At 68.4% G+C, this 16,892-nt stretch carries 17 protein-coding genes; 9 read left to right on the top strand and 8 right to left on the bottom strand.

What is annotated here, in order from left to right; genetic code table 11:
- Positions 1-49: 49 nt before the first annotated feature.
- Positions 50-1,750 carry a ShlB/FhaC/HecB family hemolysin secretion/activation protein gene (locus I4U41_RS07925; RefSeq protein ID WP_206861583.1) on the bottom strand — a complete coding sequence of 567 codons (1,701 nt, stop codon included), beginning with the start codon at positions 1,748-1,750 and terminating at the stop codon, positions 50-52.
- A gap of 221 nt (positions 1,751-1,971) precedes the next feature.
- Here I4U41_RS07925 and I4U41_RS07930 point away from each other — a divergent pair, with 221 nt between their 5' ends.
- On the top strand, positions 1,972-2,811 hold the full coding sequence (locus I4U41_RS07930; protein ID WP_206860614.1) for a hypothetical protein: 840 nt from the start codon (positions 1,972-1,974) through the stop codon (positions 2,809-2,811).
- A gap of 443 nt (positions 2,812-3,254) precedes the next feature.
- Here the strand turns inward: I4U41_RS07930 and I4U41_RS07935 are convergent, their stop codons facing one another.
- The gene (locus tag I4U41_RS07935; protein WP_206860615.1) at positions 3,255-3,599 is read right to left on the bottom strand and encodes a hypothetical protein; all 345 of its coding nucleotides are present in this window, start codon (positions 3,597-3,599) and stop codon (positions 3,255-3,257) included.
- Between the two features lie 267 nt (positions 3,600-3,866).
- Positions 3,867-4,808 carry a helix-turn-helix domain-containing protein gene (locus I4U41_RS07940; RefSeq protein ID WP_206860616.1) on the bottom strand — a complete coding sequence of 314 codons (942 nt, stop codon included), beginning with the start codon at positions 4,806-4,808 and terminating at the stop codon, positions 3,867-3,869.
- A gap of 123 nt (positions 4,809-4,931) precedes the next feature.
- On the opposite strand from I4U41_RS07940, the gene I4U41_RS07945 reads away from it, so the two are divergent.
- The 3 genes from I4U41_RS07945 (at position 4,932) to I4U41_RS07955 (ending at position 7,348) form a co-directional block, all read left to right on the top strand.
- Entirely contained in the window at positions 4,932-5,741 is an 810-nt protein-coding gene (locus I4U41_RS07945; RefSeq protein ID WP_206860617.1) for an SDR family NAD(P)-dependent oxidoreductase, read from the top strand.
- 45 nt (positions 5,742-5,786) lie between these two features.
- The gene (locus tag I4U41_RS07950; RefSeq protein ID WP_255542065.1) at positions 5,787-6,299 is read left to right on the top strand and encodes a DUF6130 family protein; all 513 of its coding nucleotides are present in this window, start codon (positions 5,787-5,789) and stop codon (positions 6,297-6,299) included.
- Between the two features lie 119 nt (positions 6,300-6,418).
- On the top strand, positions 6,419-7,348 hold the full coding sequence (locus I4U41_RS07955; protein WP_206860619.1) for an alpha/beta fold hydrolase: 930 nt from the start codon (positions 6,419-6,421) through the stop codon (positions 7,346-7,348).
- Positions 7,349-7,379: 31 nt separating this feature from the next.
- On the opposite strand, the gene I4U41_RS07960 is transcribed toward I4U41_RS07955, so the two are convergent.
- On the bottom strand, positions 7,380-8,633 hold the full coding sequence (locus I4U41_RS07960; protein WP_206860620.1) for an arginine deiminase: 1,254 nt from the start codon (positions 8,631-8,633) through the stop codon (positions 7,380-7,382).
- A gap of 17 nt (positions 8,634-8,650) precedes the next feature.
- Positions 8,651-10,069, bottom strand: a complete 1,419-nt coding sequence (locus I4U41_RS07965) for a basic amino acid/polyamine antiporter (RefSeq protein WP_206860621.1) — start codon at positions 10,067-10,069, stop codon at positions 8,651-8,653.
- Between the two features lie 243 nt (positions 10,070-10,312).
- Between I4U41_RS07965 and I4U41_RS07970 the strand changes: the two genes are divergently transcribed.
- Genes I4U41_RS07970 through I4U41_RS07980 form a run of 3 tightly spaced genes read left to right on the top strand, consistent with a single transcriptional unit; the run spans position 10,313 to position 12,643 of the window.
- Entirely contained in the window at positions 10,313-11,653 is a 1,341-nt protein-coding gene (locus I4U41_RS07970; protein ID WP_206860622.1) for a surface lipoprotein assembly modifier, read from the top strand.
- Positions 11,634-12,098 carry a DUF6491 family protein gene (locus tag I4U41_RS07975; protein WP_206860623.1) on the top strand — a complete coding sequence of 155 codons (465 nt, stop codon included), beginning with the start codon at positions 11,634-11,636 and terminating at the stop codon, positions 12,096-12,098. Before I4U41_RS07970 ends, I4U41_RS07975 begins: the two co-directional genes overlap by 20 nt.
- On the top strand, positions 12,095-12,643 hold the full coding sequence (locus I4U41_RS07980; protein WP_206860624.1) for a hypothetical protein: 549 nt from the start codon (positions 12,095-12,097) through the stop codon (positions 12,641-12,643). Before I4U41_RS07975 ends, I4U41_RS07980 begins: the two co-directional genes overlap by 4 nt.
- Before the next feature lie 6 nt (positions 12,644-12,649).
- Here the strand turns inward: I4U41_RS07980 and I4U41_RS07985 are convergent, their stop codons facing one another.
- From I4U41_RS07985 to I4U41_RS07995, 3 genes are read right to left on the bottom strand one after another with little or no spacing between them, the layout of a single operon-like run.
- Positions 12,650-13,105, bottom strand: coding sequence for a hypothetical protein (locus tag I4U41_RS07985; protein WP_206860625.1), 456 nt, complete (start codon positions 13,103-13,105; stop codon positions 12,650-12,652).
- A gap of 22 nt (positions 13,106-13,127) precedes the next feature.
- Entirely contained in the window at positions 13,128-14,168 is a 1,041-nt protein-coding gene (locus I4U41_RS07990) for an AI-2E family transporter (RefSeq protein WP_206860626.1), read from the bottom strand.
- A 10-nt stretch (positions 14,169-14,178) separates the two neighbouring features.
- On the bottom strand, positions 14,179-15,603 hold the full coding sequence (locus tag I4U41_RS07995) for a MipA/OmpV family protein (protein ID WP_206860627.1): 1,425 nt from the start codon (positions 15,601-15,603) through the stop codon (positions 14,179-14,181).
- Between the two features lie 236 nt (positions 15,604-15,839).
- Between I4U41_RS07995 and I4U41_RS08000 the strand changes: the two genes are divergently transcribed.
- Positions 15,840-16,298, top strand: coding sequence for an outer membrane lipoprotein (locus I4U41_RS08000; RefSeq protein ID WP_206860628.1), 459 nt, complete (start codon positions 15,840-15,842; stop codon positions 16,296-16,298).
- 107 nt (positions 16,299-16,405) lie between these two features.
- Complete coding sequence (locus tag I4U41_RS08005) at positions 16,406-16,882, top strand: DUF6491 family protein (RefSeq protein ID WP_206860629.1); 477 nt, start codon at positions 16,406-16,408, stop codon at positions 16,880-16,882.
- Positions 16,883-16,892: the final 10 nt, after the last annotated feature.

Here is a 16,892-nt window from a genome sequence, read left to right on the forward strand (position 1 = left end):
TTCCCTACATTGCACGAATGGACACGGACGCGGCCTGCGCCTCCGTCGGTCAATACGACCAGCTCAGGCTGAAGCCGGTGGTGGTGTAATCGGTCTGGAATCCCGAGGGCCGGTCGATCGCCGCGCCGACGAACACATCCCAGTACAGGCGATGCGCGCCGCCGCGCAGGCCGACGACCGCGCCGGCGAGTTCCTGCCCCTGCAGCCATCGCGCGGACGGCCCGCCGACGTGGCCGTAGTCCGCGCCCAGGTACAGTTCCTGCCCCGCGCCGAGCGTCAGGCCCACGTCGTTGCGCACGGTCCAGCCGCGTTCGCCGGCCAGGGTGAGTTCGCCGTCGAAGCCGCGCACGGTGAAGCGGCCACCGATCGAGAAGCGGTCCTGCGGCACCAGCGGCGTGCGCTCCCACTGCGCGCGCCAGCTGCCGGTGTAGCGCAGGCGCTGTTCGCCCAGCTGGAAGGGGACGGCGATCTGCGCGTCGGCGGTGATCACCTTCGAGCGAGACGTGCCTTCGCCGAACGCCTCCTCCGGCGCGGGCAACGCACCGAACGCGCCGGTGCCGCGGCGGTACGCGACGCTCGCATCCAGCGTCGCCTGGCCGAAGAACTGGCGATGCGTGAAGCCCAGCTCCCAGCCGGCCATGCGGCGGCGCTGCACTTCGACTTCGGTGTCGTCGACGTAGTTCTTCGACTCGCGCCACCAGCCGCGCGCATAGGCGCCGGTCTTGACGGTGGCATTGCGGAACAGCAGGCGCGACACGCGCAGCTCGGCGTTCTCGCTGGTGCCGCTGTAGGTGTAGGTCTCGAACGCGCCGGCGACGTTCTGGTGGTAGTCGTAACTGCTGGCGGTTGCACCGACCAGCCAGTAGCCGAACGGGACGTCGTAATGCGCGGTCCAGCTGGACGTGCCCTTGCCCGCGCCGTTGAACGCGTCGTGGCCGACGTTGACGTAGAAGAGGTCGTTCCAGCGCAGCGTGTTGTCGAGCGACACCGTCGCGCCGGCCTGCACCTTTCCGGTGCCCTCGCTGCCGGAATCGTCCAGCGTCACGCCGATGCGGAACGGTGCGCGCTGCTTCCAGGCGATCACCAGGTCGCTCTCGCCCGGCTGAGCATCGCTTCCGTCGGCGGGCGCGATCTGGATGTCGGCCTCCACCGTCGGAACGCGCTTGAAGTTCTCCAGCGCCTGTTCGATGTCGCGCAGGTTGAGCAGGTCGCCGCGTCGCGCCGGCACCGCGTTCCATGCAGCCGCCCGCGCATCGCCGTCGGCGAAGCGGACCGCACGGATGCGCCCGGGCACCAGCGTCAGCGTGAGCACGCCCGCGTTGAGGTCCTGCGGCGCGGCCAGCACGCGCGTGGTGACGAAACCGCGCGCGACGATGGCGTTCTGCACGCGCTTCATCACCACGTTGACGCCCTGCGTGCCGAGGCAGCGTCCGGTCGCCCGATCCCCGTCGGGGTCGGCCGCCCGCAACGCCCATTGGAAACGCGCGGCCTCATCGCCCGTCAGCCGGATCTCGCGGATCTCGAAGCACGGCGACTCGTCGGCCGGCAGCCGGTCGGCGCGCGGCGCCTCCGGCTCCTGCATGCGCACGTCGGGCCGCGTTTCCTGTTGCTCGCGCAGGGCGCGCTCGCGCTCCTGCTGGCGCAGCAGTTCCTGCGCCGCCGTATCCAGCCCCTGCCCCAGCGCCACACCGGCCGGCGCGAACAGACCGCACAGCACGAACCATCCCGCAAGCGGCTTGTGCAGCCGCATCCATTTCCCCTGTTCCACTTCGCCTTTCCCTGTGAAGACCGCGCCCGGCCAGTCGATGCCCCCTGCGACCGCTCCCGGACGGTCGACGACCCCAACGCCGGACACCTTCAAGGATACATCGGCCGGCGTGCCGGCTTCTTTAGCGTCGGCGATGCGGGCGGGCCGGCACGTGCCTCAAGGCGCGCGCGGCTAACATGGACGCCTTGTCACCGGGATCGGAAATGGAAGCACTCCGCAGGCTCCTGGCCGCACTGGATCGCGATGGCGACCCGGCGCCGGCGGACGACATCGCGTTCCGGATCGAAGCGCTGGACCGTATCGACGCGTGCCTTCCACATGCCGACGAAGCGCTCCGACGGCAGGCGATGGCGGCCAGCGATCGACTCGAATCGCTCAACGCGCGGTTCTTCGAAGATCTGCGCGAGGACATCCGCCGCGGCTTCGGCCCGGAACGGCTGATGGCCTGCTTCGCCCGATGGGAGCGTCCCCGCGCGCACGCCGACGACCCGCAAGCCTACGACCTGCTCGACGAACTCGTCGCCGGCCTCCTGCGCATCGGCGAGCCGGCGGTGCCAACGATCGAGCTGTCGCCGGACATGGTCTTCTACCAGCCCACGCCCGCGCGCCACATCCTGGCGATGATCCGGCACAGCAGGCTTGGGCCGGACGATGTGCTGGTCGATCTGGGCTCGGGGCTCGGTCACGTCCCGCTGCTCGCGGCGATCTGCACGCGAGCGACGGCGATAGGTATTGAACTCGAACCGGCATACGTCGCCTGCGCGCAGGCGGCGGCCGGGGCGTTGGCGCTCTCCAACGTGCGCTTCATGCAGGCCGACGCGCGCGCGGCCGATGTCTCGGCGGGCACGGTGTTCTACCTCTACACGCCGTTCAAGGGCGCGATCCTGCGCGACGTGCTGGAACGCCTGCGCGATGAAGCGACGCGACGCACGATTCGCGTGTGCACCTTCGGCCCGTGCACGGCGGAGGTCACGCAACAGTCGTGGCTGATTCGAAGCGCGGAGTATGAAGCGAACGCCCCCGCGATCTTCCACAGCGGGTAACTGCACGGCGGCGTTGCGCGGTTGAGCTGGTGGGGCTCGATCCTCTTCAGTTCGCCGATCCCGGCCTCGAGCATCGCGGACGGCGGTGCTTACGCATGAGTCGCTCCTTGAGGAAGGGCTGCCTTGCGGCGGAGCCGCAAGGCTGTCGGGAGGCTCAAAACCGTGTACGGACGGCGGGCAGCTTTCCCTTTCGGGTGCTCCATGGCGGCCACGCTCCCGACGCGGGAACGACTGCGTCCGGTTCGCGCCCTGGAATCATCCGGTCACAAAAAACCCACCGTGGTTACGGAGGTGAGAGCCGCTGTACAAGGAGTTGCCTCACATATTCACTCGGTCGCGTACTCCACGCGCTCTTGTAGCCCGGGCAAGGCCGAAGGCCGCACCCGGGGAACGCTCGACGGACCCTCACGCGAGAAGCCCCGTATGCGCGCCGCTTACCCGGGCTACGGATGCCAATGGGCATGTAGCCAGGGCGGCACGTGAATCGGCGTCCCGGACACCTTCCCGTATTCCTCGCCCCCGAACGTGTGCGAGAACCCGTGCGCGCCGCTGAAGCCCTTGTCGGACAGCTCGCCTCGATACATCGGATACGCATCGCACAGCGCCGTCGACAGAAGAACAACGAGGTTTCGCCCATCCACTGCGTAAGCAGGATCGCGGAGCCGGGCTCCGTCACCGCTGACGATCTCCAGCTTCTTCCAGCTGCCCGACAAACAAACCTCCTGTGGCGTTTCCGTCACGCGGAAGACGAAGGACTCCGCAATGGCGCCGCCGTTGTCGAAAGCCACGAACCTCCATTCGGCGCCTGCCCGCCAGGTATCCGGTGGCGCTTCCGACGCCAGCTTCCGATAGCGCGCCTGCCTGGCTTCAAGTCTTCGTGTTCGCGTCCGGATGACAGACCGCTTCGTGTCGGGCATCCGGACAAGCCGACAACGGTCACGAACAACAGCAGCACGATCGGGGCATGAAGCTGCTCGCAGGAGGGCGCCGTGATGATATTCCACCGCGATCGAATGTCCGATTCGGGCCGGAAGCCGACACCATCCGGCGCCCCCTCACCCCACCGCCCGCCGCGCATTGCGACGCAGCACCTGCGGCGGTTGCCCGAACGCGCGCAGGAACGCCCGCCGCATGCGTTCGATGTCGGCGAATCCGGTTTCCGTCGCGACTTCGCCCATCGAATGCCGGCCCTGTTCGATCATCACGCGGGCCGCTTCCACGCGCATGTGCTCGACGGCTTTCGCGGGCGACTGGCCCGTTTCGGCGCGGAAGGCGCGACTGAACTGGCGCGGGCTCAGGTGCGCGGCATCGGCGAGTTCCTCCACGCTCAACGTCGAGTTCAGATGGCTGCGCGCGTAGGTGAGCGCGCTCTGGATGCGATCGCTCTTCGCGTCCAGTTCCAGCAACGCCGAATGCTGCGATTGCCCGCCGCCGCGCCGGTGGTAGACGACCAGCTTCTGCGCGACCGCCCGGGCCAGTTCGATGCCGAAGTCCTTCTCGATCATGCCGAGCGCCAGGTCGATGCCGGCGCTCATGCCGGCCGATGTCCACAGCGCGCCGTCGATGATGAAGATGCGATCGTCCTCCACGATGGCGTCCGGAAACCGCGCCTGCAGATCGCGCGAATGGAACCAGTGCGTGGTCACGCGCCTGCCGTCCAGCAGCCCCGCCTCGCCGAGGATGAAGGCGCCGGTGCAGACGGATGCGATCCGTCGCACGGCGCCAGAGGCGCGGCGGATCCGCCTGACCAGCCCATCGGGGGACGCGGCCGGATGCAGCAGACCCGTCACGATCAACGTGTCGACTTTCGCGCGCGACAGCACGCGCGTTTCGATCGGAATGCCGAGCGAACTCGCGACCGCGCCGCCATGTTCGGAGAACACGCGAATCCCGTACAGCGCGTCGCCCGCGGTGGCGTTCGCGAGTTCGAACGCGGAGATCGCGGCCAGCCCCATGATCTGGAAACCAGGGGGCGCGACGAATCCGATGGTGAGCACGGGGCGCTCCAGATGGCCGGACGCGGCATGTCCTGAAACGAGGTATATACGTCATTTAGGCCATTGGCAAGAAGGTCTACATTCCCGTTCGCCCGGCCATCGCGCCGCCCCACTGGAATCGACATGACCCCCTCCATTCATCAAGGCACCGCCCTCATCACCGGCGCGTCGTCCGGCATCGGCGCGGTGTACGCCGACCGTCTCGCGCAGGCCGGCCATGACCTGATCCTTGTCGCACGCCGCGCCGAACTGCTCCGCTCGCTCGCGCAGGACATCACGACGCGCACCGGCCGCTCGGTCGAAACGATCGCCGCCGACCTCACCCGCGCCGACGATCTCGCGCGCGTCGAATCCGTCCTGCACACCGATGCCAGCATCACGCTGCTGGTCAACAATGCCGGCGTCGGCGCCACTGCCCCGCTGCTGCGCAGCGACGTGGCCGACATGGATCGCATGATCGCGCTCAACGTCAGCGTCCCGATGCGCCTGGCCTACGCGGCGGCACCGGCGTTCGTCTCGCGCGGCGCCGGCACCATCGTCAACATCGCCTCGATCCTCGCGCTCCAGCCGGAGCTGCTCAACGGCGTGTACGGCGGCAGCAAGGCGTTCCTGCTCGCGTTGTCGCAATCGCTGCACCATGAACTCGCCGACCAGGGCGTGCGCGTGCAGGCCGTGCTGCCCGGGGCCACCGCGACCGGATTCTGGGCCGTCGCCGGCCACCCGCTCGAAGACCTGCCGCAGGACATCGTGATGTCCGCGGAGGACATGGTCGACGCCGCGCTCGCGGGACTGGCGATGGGCGAACTCGTCACCATCCCCGCCCTGCCCGACGTCGCCGACTGGAACGCATTCGAGCGCGCGCGCGAAGCGCTGCAACCCGGCTTGTCGCGCAATTCCCCTGCGGCGCGTTATCGGATCGCGCGCGCCGCCTGAGCGGTGCTCGATGCCGCAAAGGCCCCACTACGCGGAGGAAACGCCATGTTTCGACAGTCACTCCACGGCCATGAACGCAGGCCCATCGCACGCGCGTGGCGCCTCGTTACCGCCGCGGCGCTCGGACTGGCGGCAATGGGCAGCGCGTCGGCGCAGGATGGACGAGAGGCTTCGCAATTCGTCCCCATCGCGAACGAACCGCCGGCGGAACTGTCCGTCGAACCGCCGTTGCCCGGACCGCTAGCACGCGGCGCGGCCGTCGTCCCGTACCGGACACGGCACTTCCGGATCCTCCCAATATTCGGCGCGGGCGCGCGGGAGGTGTCGCCACGCGCCGGACACCTTCACGTCGGCGTGGACGATCTGCCATGGCGCTGGGCCGATGCGGGCGGAAACGGTTCGGTGGTCGTGAACGGGCTGCCCGCCGGGCCGCACACGATCCACATCGAACTCGCGCTTCCGGATCACACGGTCATCGCAGCCGGAGCGGTGCACTTCACCGTGCCGGCATCGGCGCCTTCGCCTCACGGTCCACCGCATGCTTCGAACACGCACTGAGCGACCAACGCGCGCTCCAGCATCCTGCGTACGCGACGATACGAAACAGGCGCGCGGCGGACATCTCAGGCCGCACGCGCAGCGTTGAATCGGAACTCCAGTCATCAGGATCCGCCGACATGAAACTCGCCACCCTCTTGCTCGCGACCGTCGTCACAGGCGTCACGCCTGCCGACGCCGACGCCGCGCCACCCGCCGAAACCGGATTCGTCCGCCTCGACGAGGACATCACCCTGCGCCACCTCGTCGTACGCAACCCGCATGCGAAAGGCGCCGTGCTGTTCCTGCACGGATTCCCGGAAAGCAGCCTCGCCTTCCGGGACATCGCCATGCGCCTGGGCGACGACTACGAAGTGCACGCGTTCGACTGGCCGGGATACGGGCAGTCCTCGCGCCCTCCGGCGGAGCGTTTCAGCTACGCGCCGGCCGACTACGCGCGCGTTCTCGGTGACTACATCGAGCACGAGCGCATCGACACCGCGAACCTGACGATCTACGCCACCGACATCGGCGCGCTGCCGGCGCTGCTGCTGGCACTGGACAAACCGGAGATCGCGCGACGCATCATCGTCGGCGATTTCGCCCCGTTCGACCGGCCGCACTACATGTACGAGAGCCTGCGCGCCCTCAAGACGCCCACCGGCGCCGGGCCCACGCGCGCGGCGATGAACGCGAACCGCGCGGAGATCCTCGCCAACTTCCATCGCCGCGATCTTCCGTCGGAAGCGCAGTACGAACTGCCTGCCGACTTCGCCAGCGACATCGCGAAGAACTGGAACCGCGACGGGATCACGACCGCCGACGCCTTCGCCCACTACTACGCCCACTTCACCCGCGACCAGCGGCTCTTCGAAGCGAACATCGCCCGCCTGAAGACGCCGGTGCGCGTCGTCTGGGGCGAGCGCGACATCTACATCCGGCCGGACATGGGCAAGGAGTTCGCCGAGAAGGCCGGTTTGAAGTTCGACGTGCTGCACGGCATCGGCCACTATCCGCACCTGCAGGATCCGCGGCGCACCGCCGAGGAAGTGCGCGCTTCGTTCCGCTGAAATCTGCGCGCGAAGCCGCGTCGGGCCTTCCTCAGTAATCCACCGGATCGCGCATGATCGGACACGTCATGCAGTGTCCGCCGCCGCGTCCGCGACCGAGTTCGGCGCCGACGATGGTGATGACTTCGATGCCGTGCTTGCGCAGCAGCGTGTTCGTGTACGTGTTGCGATCGTACGCGTACACGACGCCGGGCGACGCGCAGACGAGGTTCGCGCCGCTGTCCCACTGCGTACGTTCCTGCTGGTACGTGGTGCCGCCGGTTTCGATCACGCGCAGCGCCTTCAGGCCCAGCGCTTCGGCGACGACGTCGACGAAGGGCCTGCTTTCGCGATGCAGTTCGATGCCGCTGGGATGATCGCTCGGCCGGTACGAGAACGTGCGCACCTGGCTGATGAATTCCGGCGCGAGCAGCACCACGTCGCGATCGGCGAAGGTGAACACCGTGTCCAGGTGCATCGCCGTGCGCATCTTCGGGATCACCGCGACGATCACGCGTTCGGCCGCCTTCTTGGCGAACAGCGTGGCCGCGAGCTGGCTGATCGCCTGCCGCGACGTGCGCTCGCTCATGCCGATGAGCACGTTGCCCCGTCCGATCGGCATGACGTCGCCGCCTTCCAGCGTCGCCAGTCCGTGATCGACCAGCGGATCGCCCCACCACACGTTGACCTTGCCGACGAAGTCCGGGTGGAACTTGTAGATCGCCGTGGCGAGGATGGTTTCCTCGTGGCGCGCGGCCCAGTACAGCGGATTGAGCGTCACGCCGCCGTAGATCCAGCACGTGGTGTCGCGCGTGTAGAGCGTGTTCGGCAGCGGCTGCAGCAGGTATTCGGTCTGGCCGACGGCTTCGTGCACGATCTTCAGCACGTCGCTTCCGAGCTTCTCCGGGAATTCCTCCACCGACAATCCGCCGATCAGCGTCTCGGCGAGTTCGCGCGATTCCATGCCATCCAGGCAGCTGCGGATCTCGTCGACCAGTTCGAGACCGACCTGGTCCGGCACGATCTGGTTGTCGAGCACCCACTTGCGCGCTTCCGGAATCGCCATCGTGGCGGCGAGCAGGTTGTGCATCTCCACCACGTCGATGCCGCGATCGCGCATCTTCATCACGAAGTCGGCATGGTCGCGCTTGGCGTTGTCCACCCACAGCACGTCGTCGAACAGCAGGCGCTCGCGGTTGGTCGGCGTGAGGCGCTGGTGCGGACGGCCGGGCGAGCACACCATCACCTTGCGAAGCGTGCCGACTTCCGAATGCACTCCGAACTTCAGGTCTGCGGCGACGGCCATGGCCAAGCCTCCTGCTCTCAGATGGTGATGTAGCCCGTGGCGAGCCACCAGATGCCGACGATCGCGCCCAGCAGCGCTGCGGCGAAGATCACCCAGTCGGACACGCGCGTGAACACCGCCACGCCCTGCTCGCGCCGCGCCCACACGTAAAGCGCGGTGCCTGGTGCGTACAGCACCGCCGACAGCACGATGAACTTCAGGCCGCCGGCGAAGAGCAGGAAGATCGTGTAGACCGTTGCCAGCGTCGCGATGAACAGGTCGCGTCCGCGACGTTCGCCATGCGCGTAACCTTCGCCCCGCCGCGACACCATGAAGCCGTATCCCGCGACCAGCAGCAGCGGGATCAGCGACATCGCGCTGGTGAGATTCAGCATCAGCGCGAACGCGTCGCGCGACCAGTACGTCGTGACGACGATGATCTGCACGACGATGTTCGTCGCCCACAGTGCGCTGGACGGCACCCTGTTCGCGTTCTCCGTCGCGAACACGCGCGGCATGTCGCGGTTGTTCGCGGCGGCGAACAGCACTTCGGCGCAGATCAGCGACCATGCGAGGTACGCGCCGAGCACCGAGATCAGCAGGCCGATGCTCACGAACACCCCGCCCCACGGCCCGACCACGGCCTCCAGCGCCGCCGCCATGGAGGGCTGCCGCATGCCGGCGACGTCGGAACGCTCCAGCACCGCGTACGGCAGCAGCGTCACCAGCACCATCAACGTGGTGACGATGAAGAAGCCGGAGATCGTGGCGAAGCCGACGTCCTCGCGCTTGAGCGCGTAACGCGAGTACACGCTCGCGCCCTCGATGCCGAGGAAGACGAACACGGTGACCAGCATCGTCGCGCGCACCTGTTCGAACACGCTGCCGGCGAGCCCGCCGCCGTAGAAGTTGAAGCGGAACATGTCGGCCTTGAACAGGAAGGCCAGGATGACGATGAACACGACGATCGGAATGACCTTGGCGATCGTCACGATCTTGTTGATCGCCGCCGCCTGCTGCACGCCGCGCAGGATCATGAAGTGGAACGCCCAGATGCCGACCGACGCCACCGCGATCGCGATCACCGTGTTTCCGTCGCCGAACACCGGGAAGAACGCGCCCAGCGTGGACTTGATCAGCACCCAGTACGACACGTTGCCGATGCAGCTGCCGATCCAGTAACCGAACGCGGACAGGAAGCCGGGGTAATCGCCGAAGCCTTCCTTCGCATAGGCGAAGACGCCGGCGTCGAGTTCGGGCTTGCGTTCGGCCAGCGCCTGGAAGACACGCGCGAGCATGAACATGCCGGTGCCGGCGATGAGCCAGGCGATGACCGCGCCGAGCGGTCCGGTGGCGCCGGCGAAGGTGCGCGGCAGCGAGAAGATGCCGGCGCCGACCATCCCGCCGACCACCATCGCGGTCAGCTGTGCCCGCGACATCTTCTGGGCAGACGCCATGGCGCAACATCCTGTCAAGGCCGCTGGAGGCGCAGCGGAGCCGACGATGGCGTGGTGGCCGTCATGGAGTCGTGAAGGCGGCGTGCACGCGCCGGAGGTCTCCAGTGAACGCGGCCACGGTTCGTTAATGCGCGATGCGGTGCTTCTTCCCGACGCGTTGACGCGTCGTTAACGCAAGCACCCGCCACAGTGCCCGCGCGCGCGACGGACTGGCGCATCGAGCCGGTGCGGCAAGGAGGAGCCATGCGACGTCCCCGCGGATCACCCGCCGTACGGCGCCGCCACCGGAAGCTTCGTCTCGCGGCGTGCATCGCGCTGCTCGCAACCGCCATGGCGTCGAATGCGCAGGACGACGCGCTTTCCAGCGCGGAGGAGATGCTCGCGCATTACCAGTACGCGCAAGCGATCGAATTGCTGGAGCCGATGGAACCGACCCGATCCGACGATGCGAGATTCCTGTACCTGCTCGGTCGTGCCGCGCTGGGCACCGGCGATACGGAACGCGCGCGCGTGGCGCTGGAACGCAGCATCGAGCTCGATCCCGACAGCGCCAGCGCGCATCTCGCGCTGGGTCGCGCATATCACGCACGCGGCGAGCACGCGAACGCGCGCAACCAGTTCGAAGTGGCCCTGCATTTCGAGAACCTGCCCCCCGATCTGCTGACACAGGTACGGATCTACGACGAGGCGGCGCGCCAGGCCCTGGAGGAAGGACGCCGGACCACCGCCTTCGGCTACGCGGCCACGGGCATCGGCCGCTATCGCGTGAATTCCACGCGCGGCACCAACGCGCTGGGCGGCGGCGATCGTCGCGAAACCTTCTACAACCTGCGCGTCGGCGGCGGGCTGAGCCACTCGCTCGCCAACGACACCGCACTCGACGCGACGCTCGACTATCGCCATCGCGAATACGACGCCGGATCGCGCGACGACCGCGACCTGCGCTGGAGTTTCGCCGCCAGCCACGGCTTCGACGACAGCCGCCTTTCCGGCGGACTTCGTGGGCGCGTGAGTTATCGCGGCAATGGCGACTATCGCAACGACGTCGCCGGCTTCATCGATTACCGGCACAATCTGGACGTAAAGTCGCAACTGACGACCGGGCTGTCCGTGCAGCGCCGGCGTTATCCCCAAGGTCCGCTGCGCGCGCGCAGCCGCACCACCACGATCGCGAACGTCGGCTGGTCGCGCTCGTTCAACGATGGCGCGGCGAACTTCGGCATCACCGCGCACGCCGGGCGCAACACCGCGACCTCGCGACCCGATGGCGATTCGGACGTGTTCGGCGCCACCGCGAGCCTGGACTGGACCTTCGGCGACACGCTCGACGCGTTCGTCTACGTGTGGTGGGAGCGCGACGACTACAACACCGACCGCTTGCATTTCCATCCGGACGCGGTGGACGAGGAGGCGATCTTCCGCCGCGAGGACAATCTGTACGAAGGCGGCGCCGGGCTGGTGTGGGCGTTCACGACGACGTGGACGCTGCGGCCGGAACTGCTCTACATCCGCGACCAGAGCAACGCGGTCGCCTTCAACTACAGCTCGACGGAGGTGTGGCTGAATGTGCGCAAGGATTTCTGAGGCGCTTCCGGCAATCGCCGCATGCGCGTCGCTCGCGCTGCTGTGCGCGTGCGCGCATGCGCCGGTCGATCCGCGCGAGCGTCTGGCGCAGTACCGCGCGAACGCGGGCAGCCCGGTCGCGAGCATCGAATACGTGCGCAACATGCGCTGGCAGGCGCTCGGCGACCAGGCGATGGCGGTGTGGCCACGGCGCGATTCGGGCTTCCTGGTGGAGTTCGCCTCGCCCTGCCCCGGCCTCGGCGAGGCCCGTTCGATCCAGATCACCCGCGCGGAAGGCCGCGTGCGCGCGCGTCAGGATTCGGTGCGCGTGGTTTCGCTGGCCGGCGCGCCGCCGATGCAGCGCGCTCCCTGTCCCATCCTGCTGATCCGGCCCATCGGCGAACCTGCCGGCGACATGCCGGACGGGCTTCGCGGACTCGATCCGTCCGAAGGAACCGCACCATGACAGCACCACGCGCCTCTTCGCGTCCGTTCCGACCGCCCGCGACGCGCGGCGTCTCGCACCGCGCGACCCTGATCGGCATCGCGATCCTCGCGGCGCTGGCGATCCTCATGTTCTCGCTGTTCGACCGCAGGAGCAGCCAGGATGCGCCGCCAGGGGCGCTGATCGAACGCGGGATGTCGCCCGGGCACCGTCTGCTCAACCTGGAAACCGGCCGCACGCTGCCGGCGAACTCGCCGCGCATCCAGCGCGCCGACGCGTCGATCACCCGCGTGTCCGCGCGATTCGGCACGAGCAAGGACCACGTCGCCGACCTCGCACTGTCCACGCGCAACACCATCGCGAAGCAGCACCCCGAAGACGTGCTCGACGTGCTCGATGCGGCACTGTTCGCGACCGAAGGCATGCCGGCACGGTCGGTGCCGCCGCTGGCGCCGCTCCTCGCCGCGTACGCGCAGGCACGGCTCAGCGGCGCAAGCGTGACGGAATCGCGCGCGGTCACGCGCTCGTTCGCACAGCTCGCCGCGAAGGATCGCCCGCCGCGGTAAGCGCGATCAGCGCCGGAACCTGCGTCGCATCGCCGCGATCCGGCCCAGGTACAGCGCGACGAGAACGCCGATGCCGACGATCAGCCACAACGCCGTCACGCGCAGCCATTCCCCGCGTGCGGCGCGCAGGCGTTCGCCGCTGGCGATCCGGGTGAGTTCGGCGATGCACGGCGCATCCGCGCGTTCGCGGTCGCGCGTGGCGCCGTAGACGGCGCCCGCGCGACGCTGTTCGGCGACTTCGCCGGAGCGCTGCGCGAGGCGTGCGGCATCGGTGCCTTCGGCCGTGGCTGCGTTGCGGCGGTCCAGTTCGCGTCGCGCCTGCGCGCGGGTGATCGGCGGCGCGAGATCCGCACAACTGGCGGCGACGCCGGTGGATTGCGCGGTCGGCCATGCGGGCAAGCGGAACACGGCCACGAGCGCGAGCACGGCGCCGATCGCGATCAACAGCATTCCCCGGTACATGATGGCCTCCTGGCTTCTGTGGTCATGGATGCGTGGCGGCGCGCCTGGACGGATCGCCCGCGAGCAGCGACGCCCATCGCCGCGCGGCGGGATGGTGCTCGGCGAGCGTCGTCGCCGCGATCAGGATCGGCACGCCGATGAAGGCGCCGGCCACGCCCCACAGCATGCTCCACAGGAACACCGCGAACAGCACCATGAAGGGCGAGATCGACAACTGCTCGCCGGCGATGCGCGGCTCCAGGTAGCTGCCGAGCAGGAACTGCACGAGGTTGAGACCGGCGAAGATCGCCAGCGGGAGCAGCACGCCGTCGAACTGCACGATCGCGAACAGCGTCGGCAGCATCGTCGCGAACAGCGGGCCGAGGAACGGGATGAAGTTCAGCGCGAACGCGATCACGCCCCATTCCAGCGCGAGGTCCACGCCCAGCGCCCAGGTCAGCGCCCACACGCCCAGGCCCGTCGCCAGGCTCATGATCGCGCGTATCGCCATGTAGCGCTGGAACTTCGCCGCCGCCGCGCGACACGCCGCGATGAGCTCGACCTTGCCCGCGTGCACCAGCTTGCGGCGCGTGGCGTCGACTTCCAGCAGGCCGAGGACCACGAACACCAGCGCGATCATGACGAAGCTCGCGAGGTACTGCAGCCCGGCGCCGAGGCGTTGCAGCGCCGCGAACAGCCAGCGCGGATCGAAGTTGTGCACGAACTCGCTGACCAGGTACAACCCATGCGCCTGCAACCATGCATCCATGTGCAGGTATTGCGCCTGGAAACCGGCGGCATTGGCGATCGCCCACTGCATCGCACGGTTGAGCCCCCACAGCACCAGGCTCGCCATCGCGGTCGTCGCCACGCCCGTCGCCACCACGGTGAGGAACATCGCGAGCACGCGCGGCACCACGCGCTCCATCGCGTGCTGCAAGGGGAAGACGATGGCGATGATGAAGATCGAGAAGCACACCGGCGCGAACAACGCGCGCCCGAGGTACAACGCCAGCAGGATCACCAGCGCCGCGCTGATGCCGAGCAGCGTCGCGATGGGCGTGGAGGTGCGGGGCGCGCGCATGCGGGCGTGGTCAGAACGCGGCTTCGAGGTACGCGTAGAGATAGTTCGAACCGCCATCCACGGTGCCGAGCAGCTGCGAACTGGCGAAGATGCCCGAACGGTGCGAGACGGCGAGGCCGAAGTACACGTCGTGCCAGCGCTTGTTGCCGAACAGGTCGCCCAGGCTCACGTCGATGCTCGGCTCCAGGTAGTTCAGCAGCTTGGACGTGTTGCGCTCGCGCGCCGCCTGGGTGACGACTTCCGAGTACGGCACGCGTTCGGCATAGGACACGCCGATGCCGAAACCCACGCGCGTGGTCACGCGGTGGCTCCATGGAAATCCGTACCAGAAACCCTTCATGTACGCGTCGAGCTGCCATCCGTCCGGCTGGCGGCCTTTCTCGTCGTGGCGCAGTACGCCCACGTAGCCGATGATGTCGAGCGGCCAGCCGTTGAGGCGCGATACGAACGGCCGGCCCACGTGCACGCCCCAGATGTCGGTCGGATCCTCGTCGTTGAGGCTCACGCACTGCAGCGTCATGATGCGCACGAGGTGGCAACCATCGCCCGTGTCGCGACCGTAGAACACCTTCACGTAGGTGGGCGCGGCGTCCTCGTCCCAGCGCACCTGGCCGTTGCCGAAGTCGTAGGCGGCGCCGGCCATCACGCCCCATTGCAGGTCGTCGTCGACCACGGGGCTGTCGCGGATTTCCGACGAAAGCCGCGTGACGTACGCGCCGCCGATCAGGCTCCAGTGCTGGAGGATGCGGTACTTGCCGTACAGCGCCAGCGTCGCGTTCCAGCCGGCTCCCGCGTCGTAGGACGGGCGATCCGGCAACGCATCGATCGGGGACACGCCGTAGTAGTAGTCGTTGAGATCGCCGCTGCGCCATGACGCGAGCGCGACCGGTTGCAGCCGCCAGCGTTCGCCTTCGATCGTGTAGGCGTAGGCGGCGCGCGCTTCGGTGCCGTGCGAGAGCCCGGCGATGTCGTGGCGCACGCTCACGTCCCAGCGCGACGCGCCGTGCTTCACGTAGAAGCGCGCGCCCAGGTCCGCACCGGTGTTGCGCACTTCCATGCCTTCCAGCGACAGCGGCAGTTCGTCTTCCGGATAGCCTTCCAGGCGCCGCTCGACGAAGCCTTCGAACCCCATCGTGTCGTTGCGCCACAGGCGCATGCCGGCTTCGTTCGCGCGCAGGAAGAAGCGCTCGCCTTCGTACAGATAGAGCGGAAGGAAGTCGTCGCGCGTGCCGCCATCGCGATACGGCGAGGACTCCGCGCGCACCATGAAACCCAGGCCCGCGCTGCCCTCTTCCTCCAGCACGGTGCCCATCCACGCATCCTGCGCCGATGCATCGGACGCGATGACGAACAGGCTCGCGCCGAGCGCCGCAGCGAGCATGCGGCAACGCAACGCGACACGAGCGCGCGGCACGCGCGCCGGGTGGCGGGACATCGCGGGCACCCTCATGGCATCGTCCTCCTGGACGCCGCGGCACGGCGTGCGCCGCGCTCGCTGCGCACCATCGCCGGTTTTCGTCGATGCGGCGTGGGCACCGCGTGAAACCCGCGTCACATCGCGTGCATGCCGTCACGACGACTTCACCCTCATTTCACCGCATCGGGAGTAAGCCGACTGCGCGTAATCGCTCATGGAGCCGGCAGCGCCGGTATCGACCAGGGAGGCACCCCATGAAACGCGAGATGATCCATGCGACGTTGATCGCGCTCGGGCTGGCGCTCGCCGCGGGCTGCGCGACGCACACCACGCCTTCGACCTTCAACCGCTCCGAAGTGGGCGCGGCCCGCACCGTCGAATGGGGCACGGTGCGCGGACTGCGCGACGTCGCCATCCAGAACGATTCGCGCGGCATCGCCACCGCCACCGGCGCGGCGCTCGGCGGCATCGCCGGCAGCACCATCGGCAGCGGCACGCGTGCGAACACCGCCGGTGCGGTCGCGGGTGCCGTGGCCGGCGGCGCGGCGGGCAACGCGATGGCGCGCGGCAGCCGCGCGGGCGTGGAGATCACCGTCGAACTGGATTCGGGCCGCACGATCGCGGTCACGCAGGACGGCACCAGTCGCGATTACCGCGTGGGCGATCGCGTGCAGGTGTCGTCCGACGGAACGACCACGCGCGTCACGCGCTGATCGTCCGCGCCGATTCATCCGCGCGGATCCTGACCTCCGGCCACATGACGCGGCCAGAGCGGCACGCGTCGAACAGGACTTTCCATCGCGCAAGGGATGCCAGCGACATGAAGCCTCACGCCCTCCTCCTGCCGCTGTTCGCGGCCGTCATCGCCGCCTGCTCGACCGGACCGACCCTGTCCACCCAGGACCGCCTCGCGCTGTATCGCCAGCATGCCGGCGCGCCGGTGATGTCGTTCCGCCTGGAACGCATGACCGGCACGCAGCAGTGGACGCCGCTGGGCGACCAGGCGCTTGCGGTCTGGTCCAGCGCCAATCGCGGCCATCTGATCGAGTTGCGCAACCGGTGTCCGGCGATGATGTCGGCGGGTGGCATCTCGATCACCAATTCGCTCGGCCAGGTCACCGCGCGCATGGACAGCGTGGTCCCGCGCAGCCCCGCCGCGTCGCGCCTTTCGTGCCGCATCGACACGATCCGCCCGATCGACGGACGCTCGCTGCGCGATGCCAAGCGCGAACTGCGCGAGGCGCAGATCGTCGATCGCAGCACGGCGCCCCCGGAACCGGAACCGCCGCAATCCTGACGCGCGGCGC

This window comes from Lysobacter changpingensis (genome assembly GCF_017308985.1).
Classification (GTDB): domain Bacteria; phylum Pseudomonadota; class Gammaproteobacteria; order Xanthomonadales; family Xanthomonadaceae; genus Lysobacter_J; species Lysobacter_J changpingensis.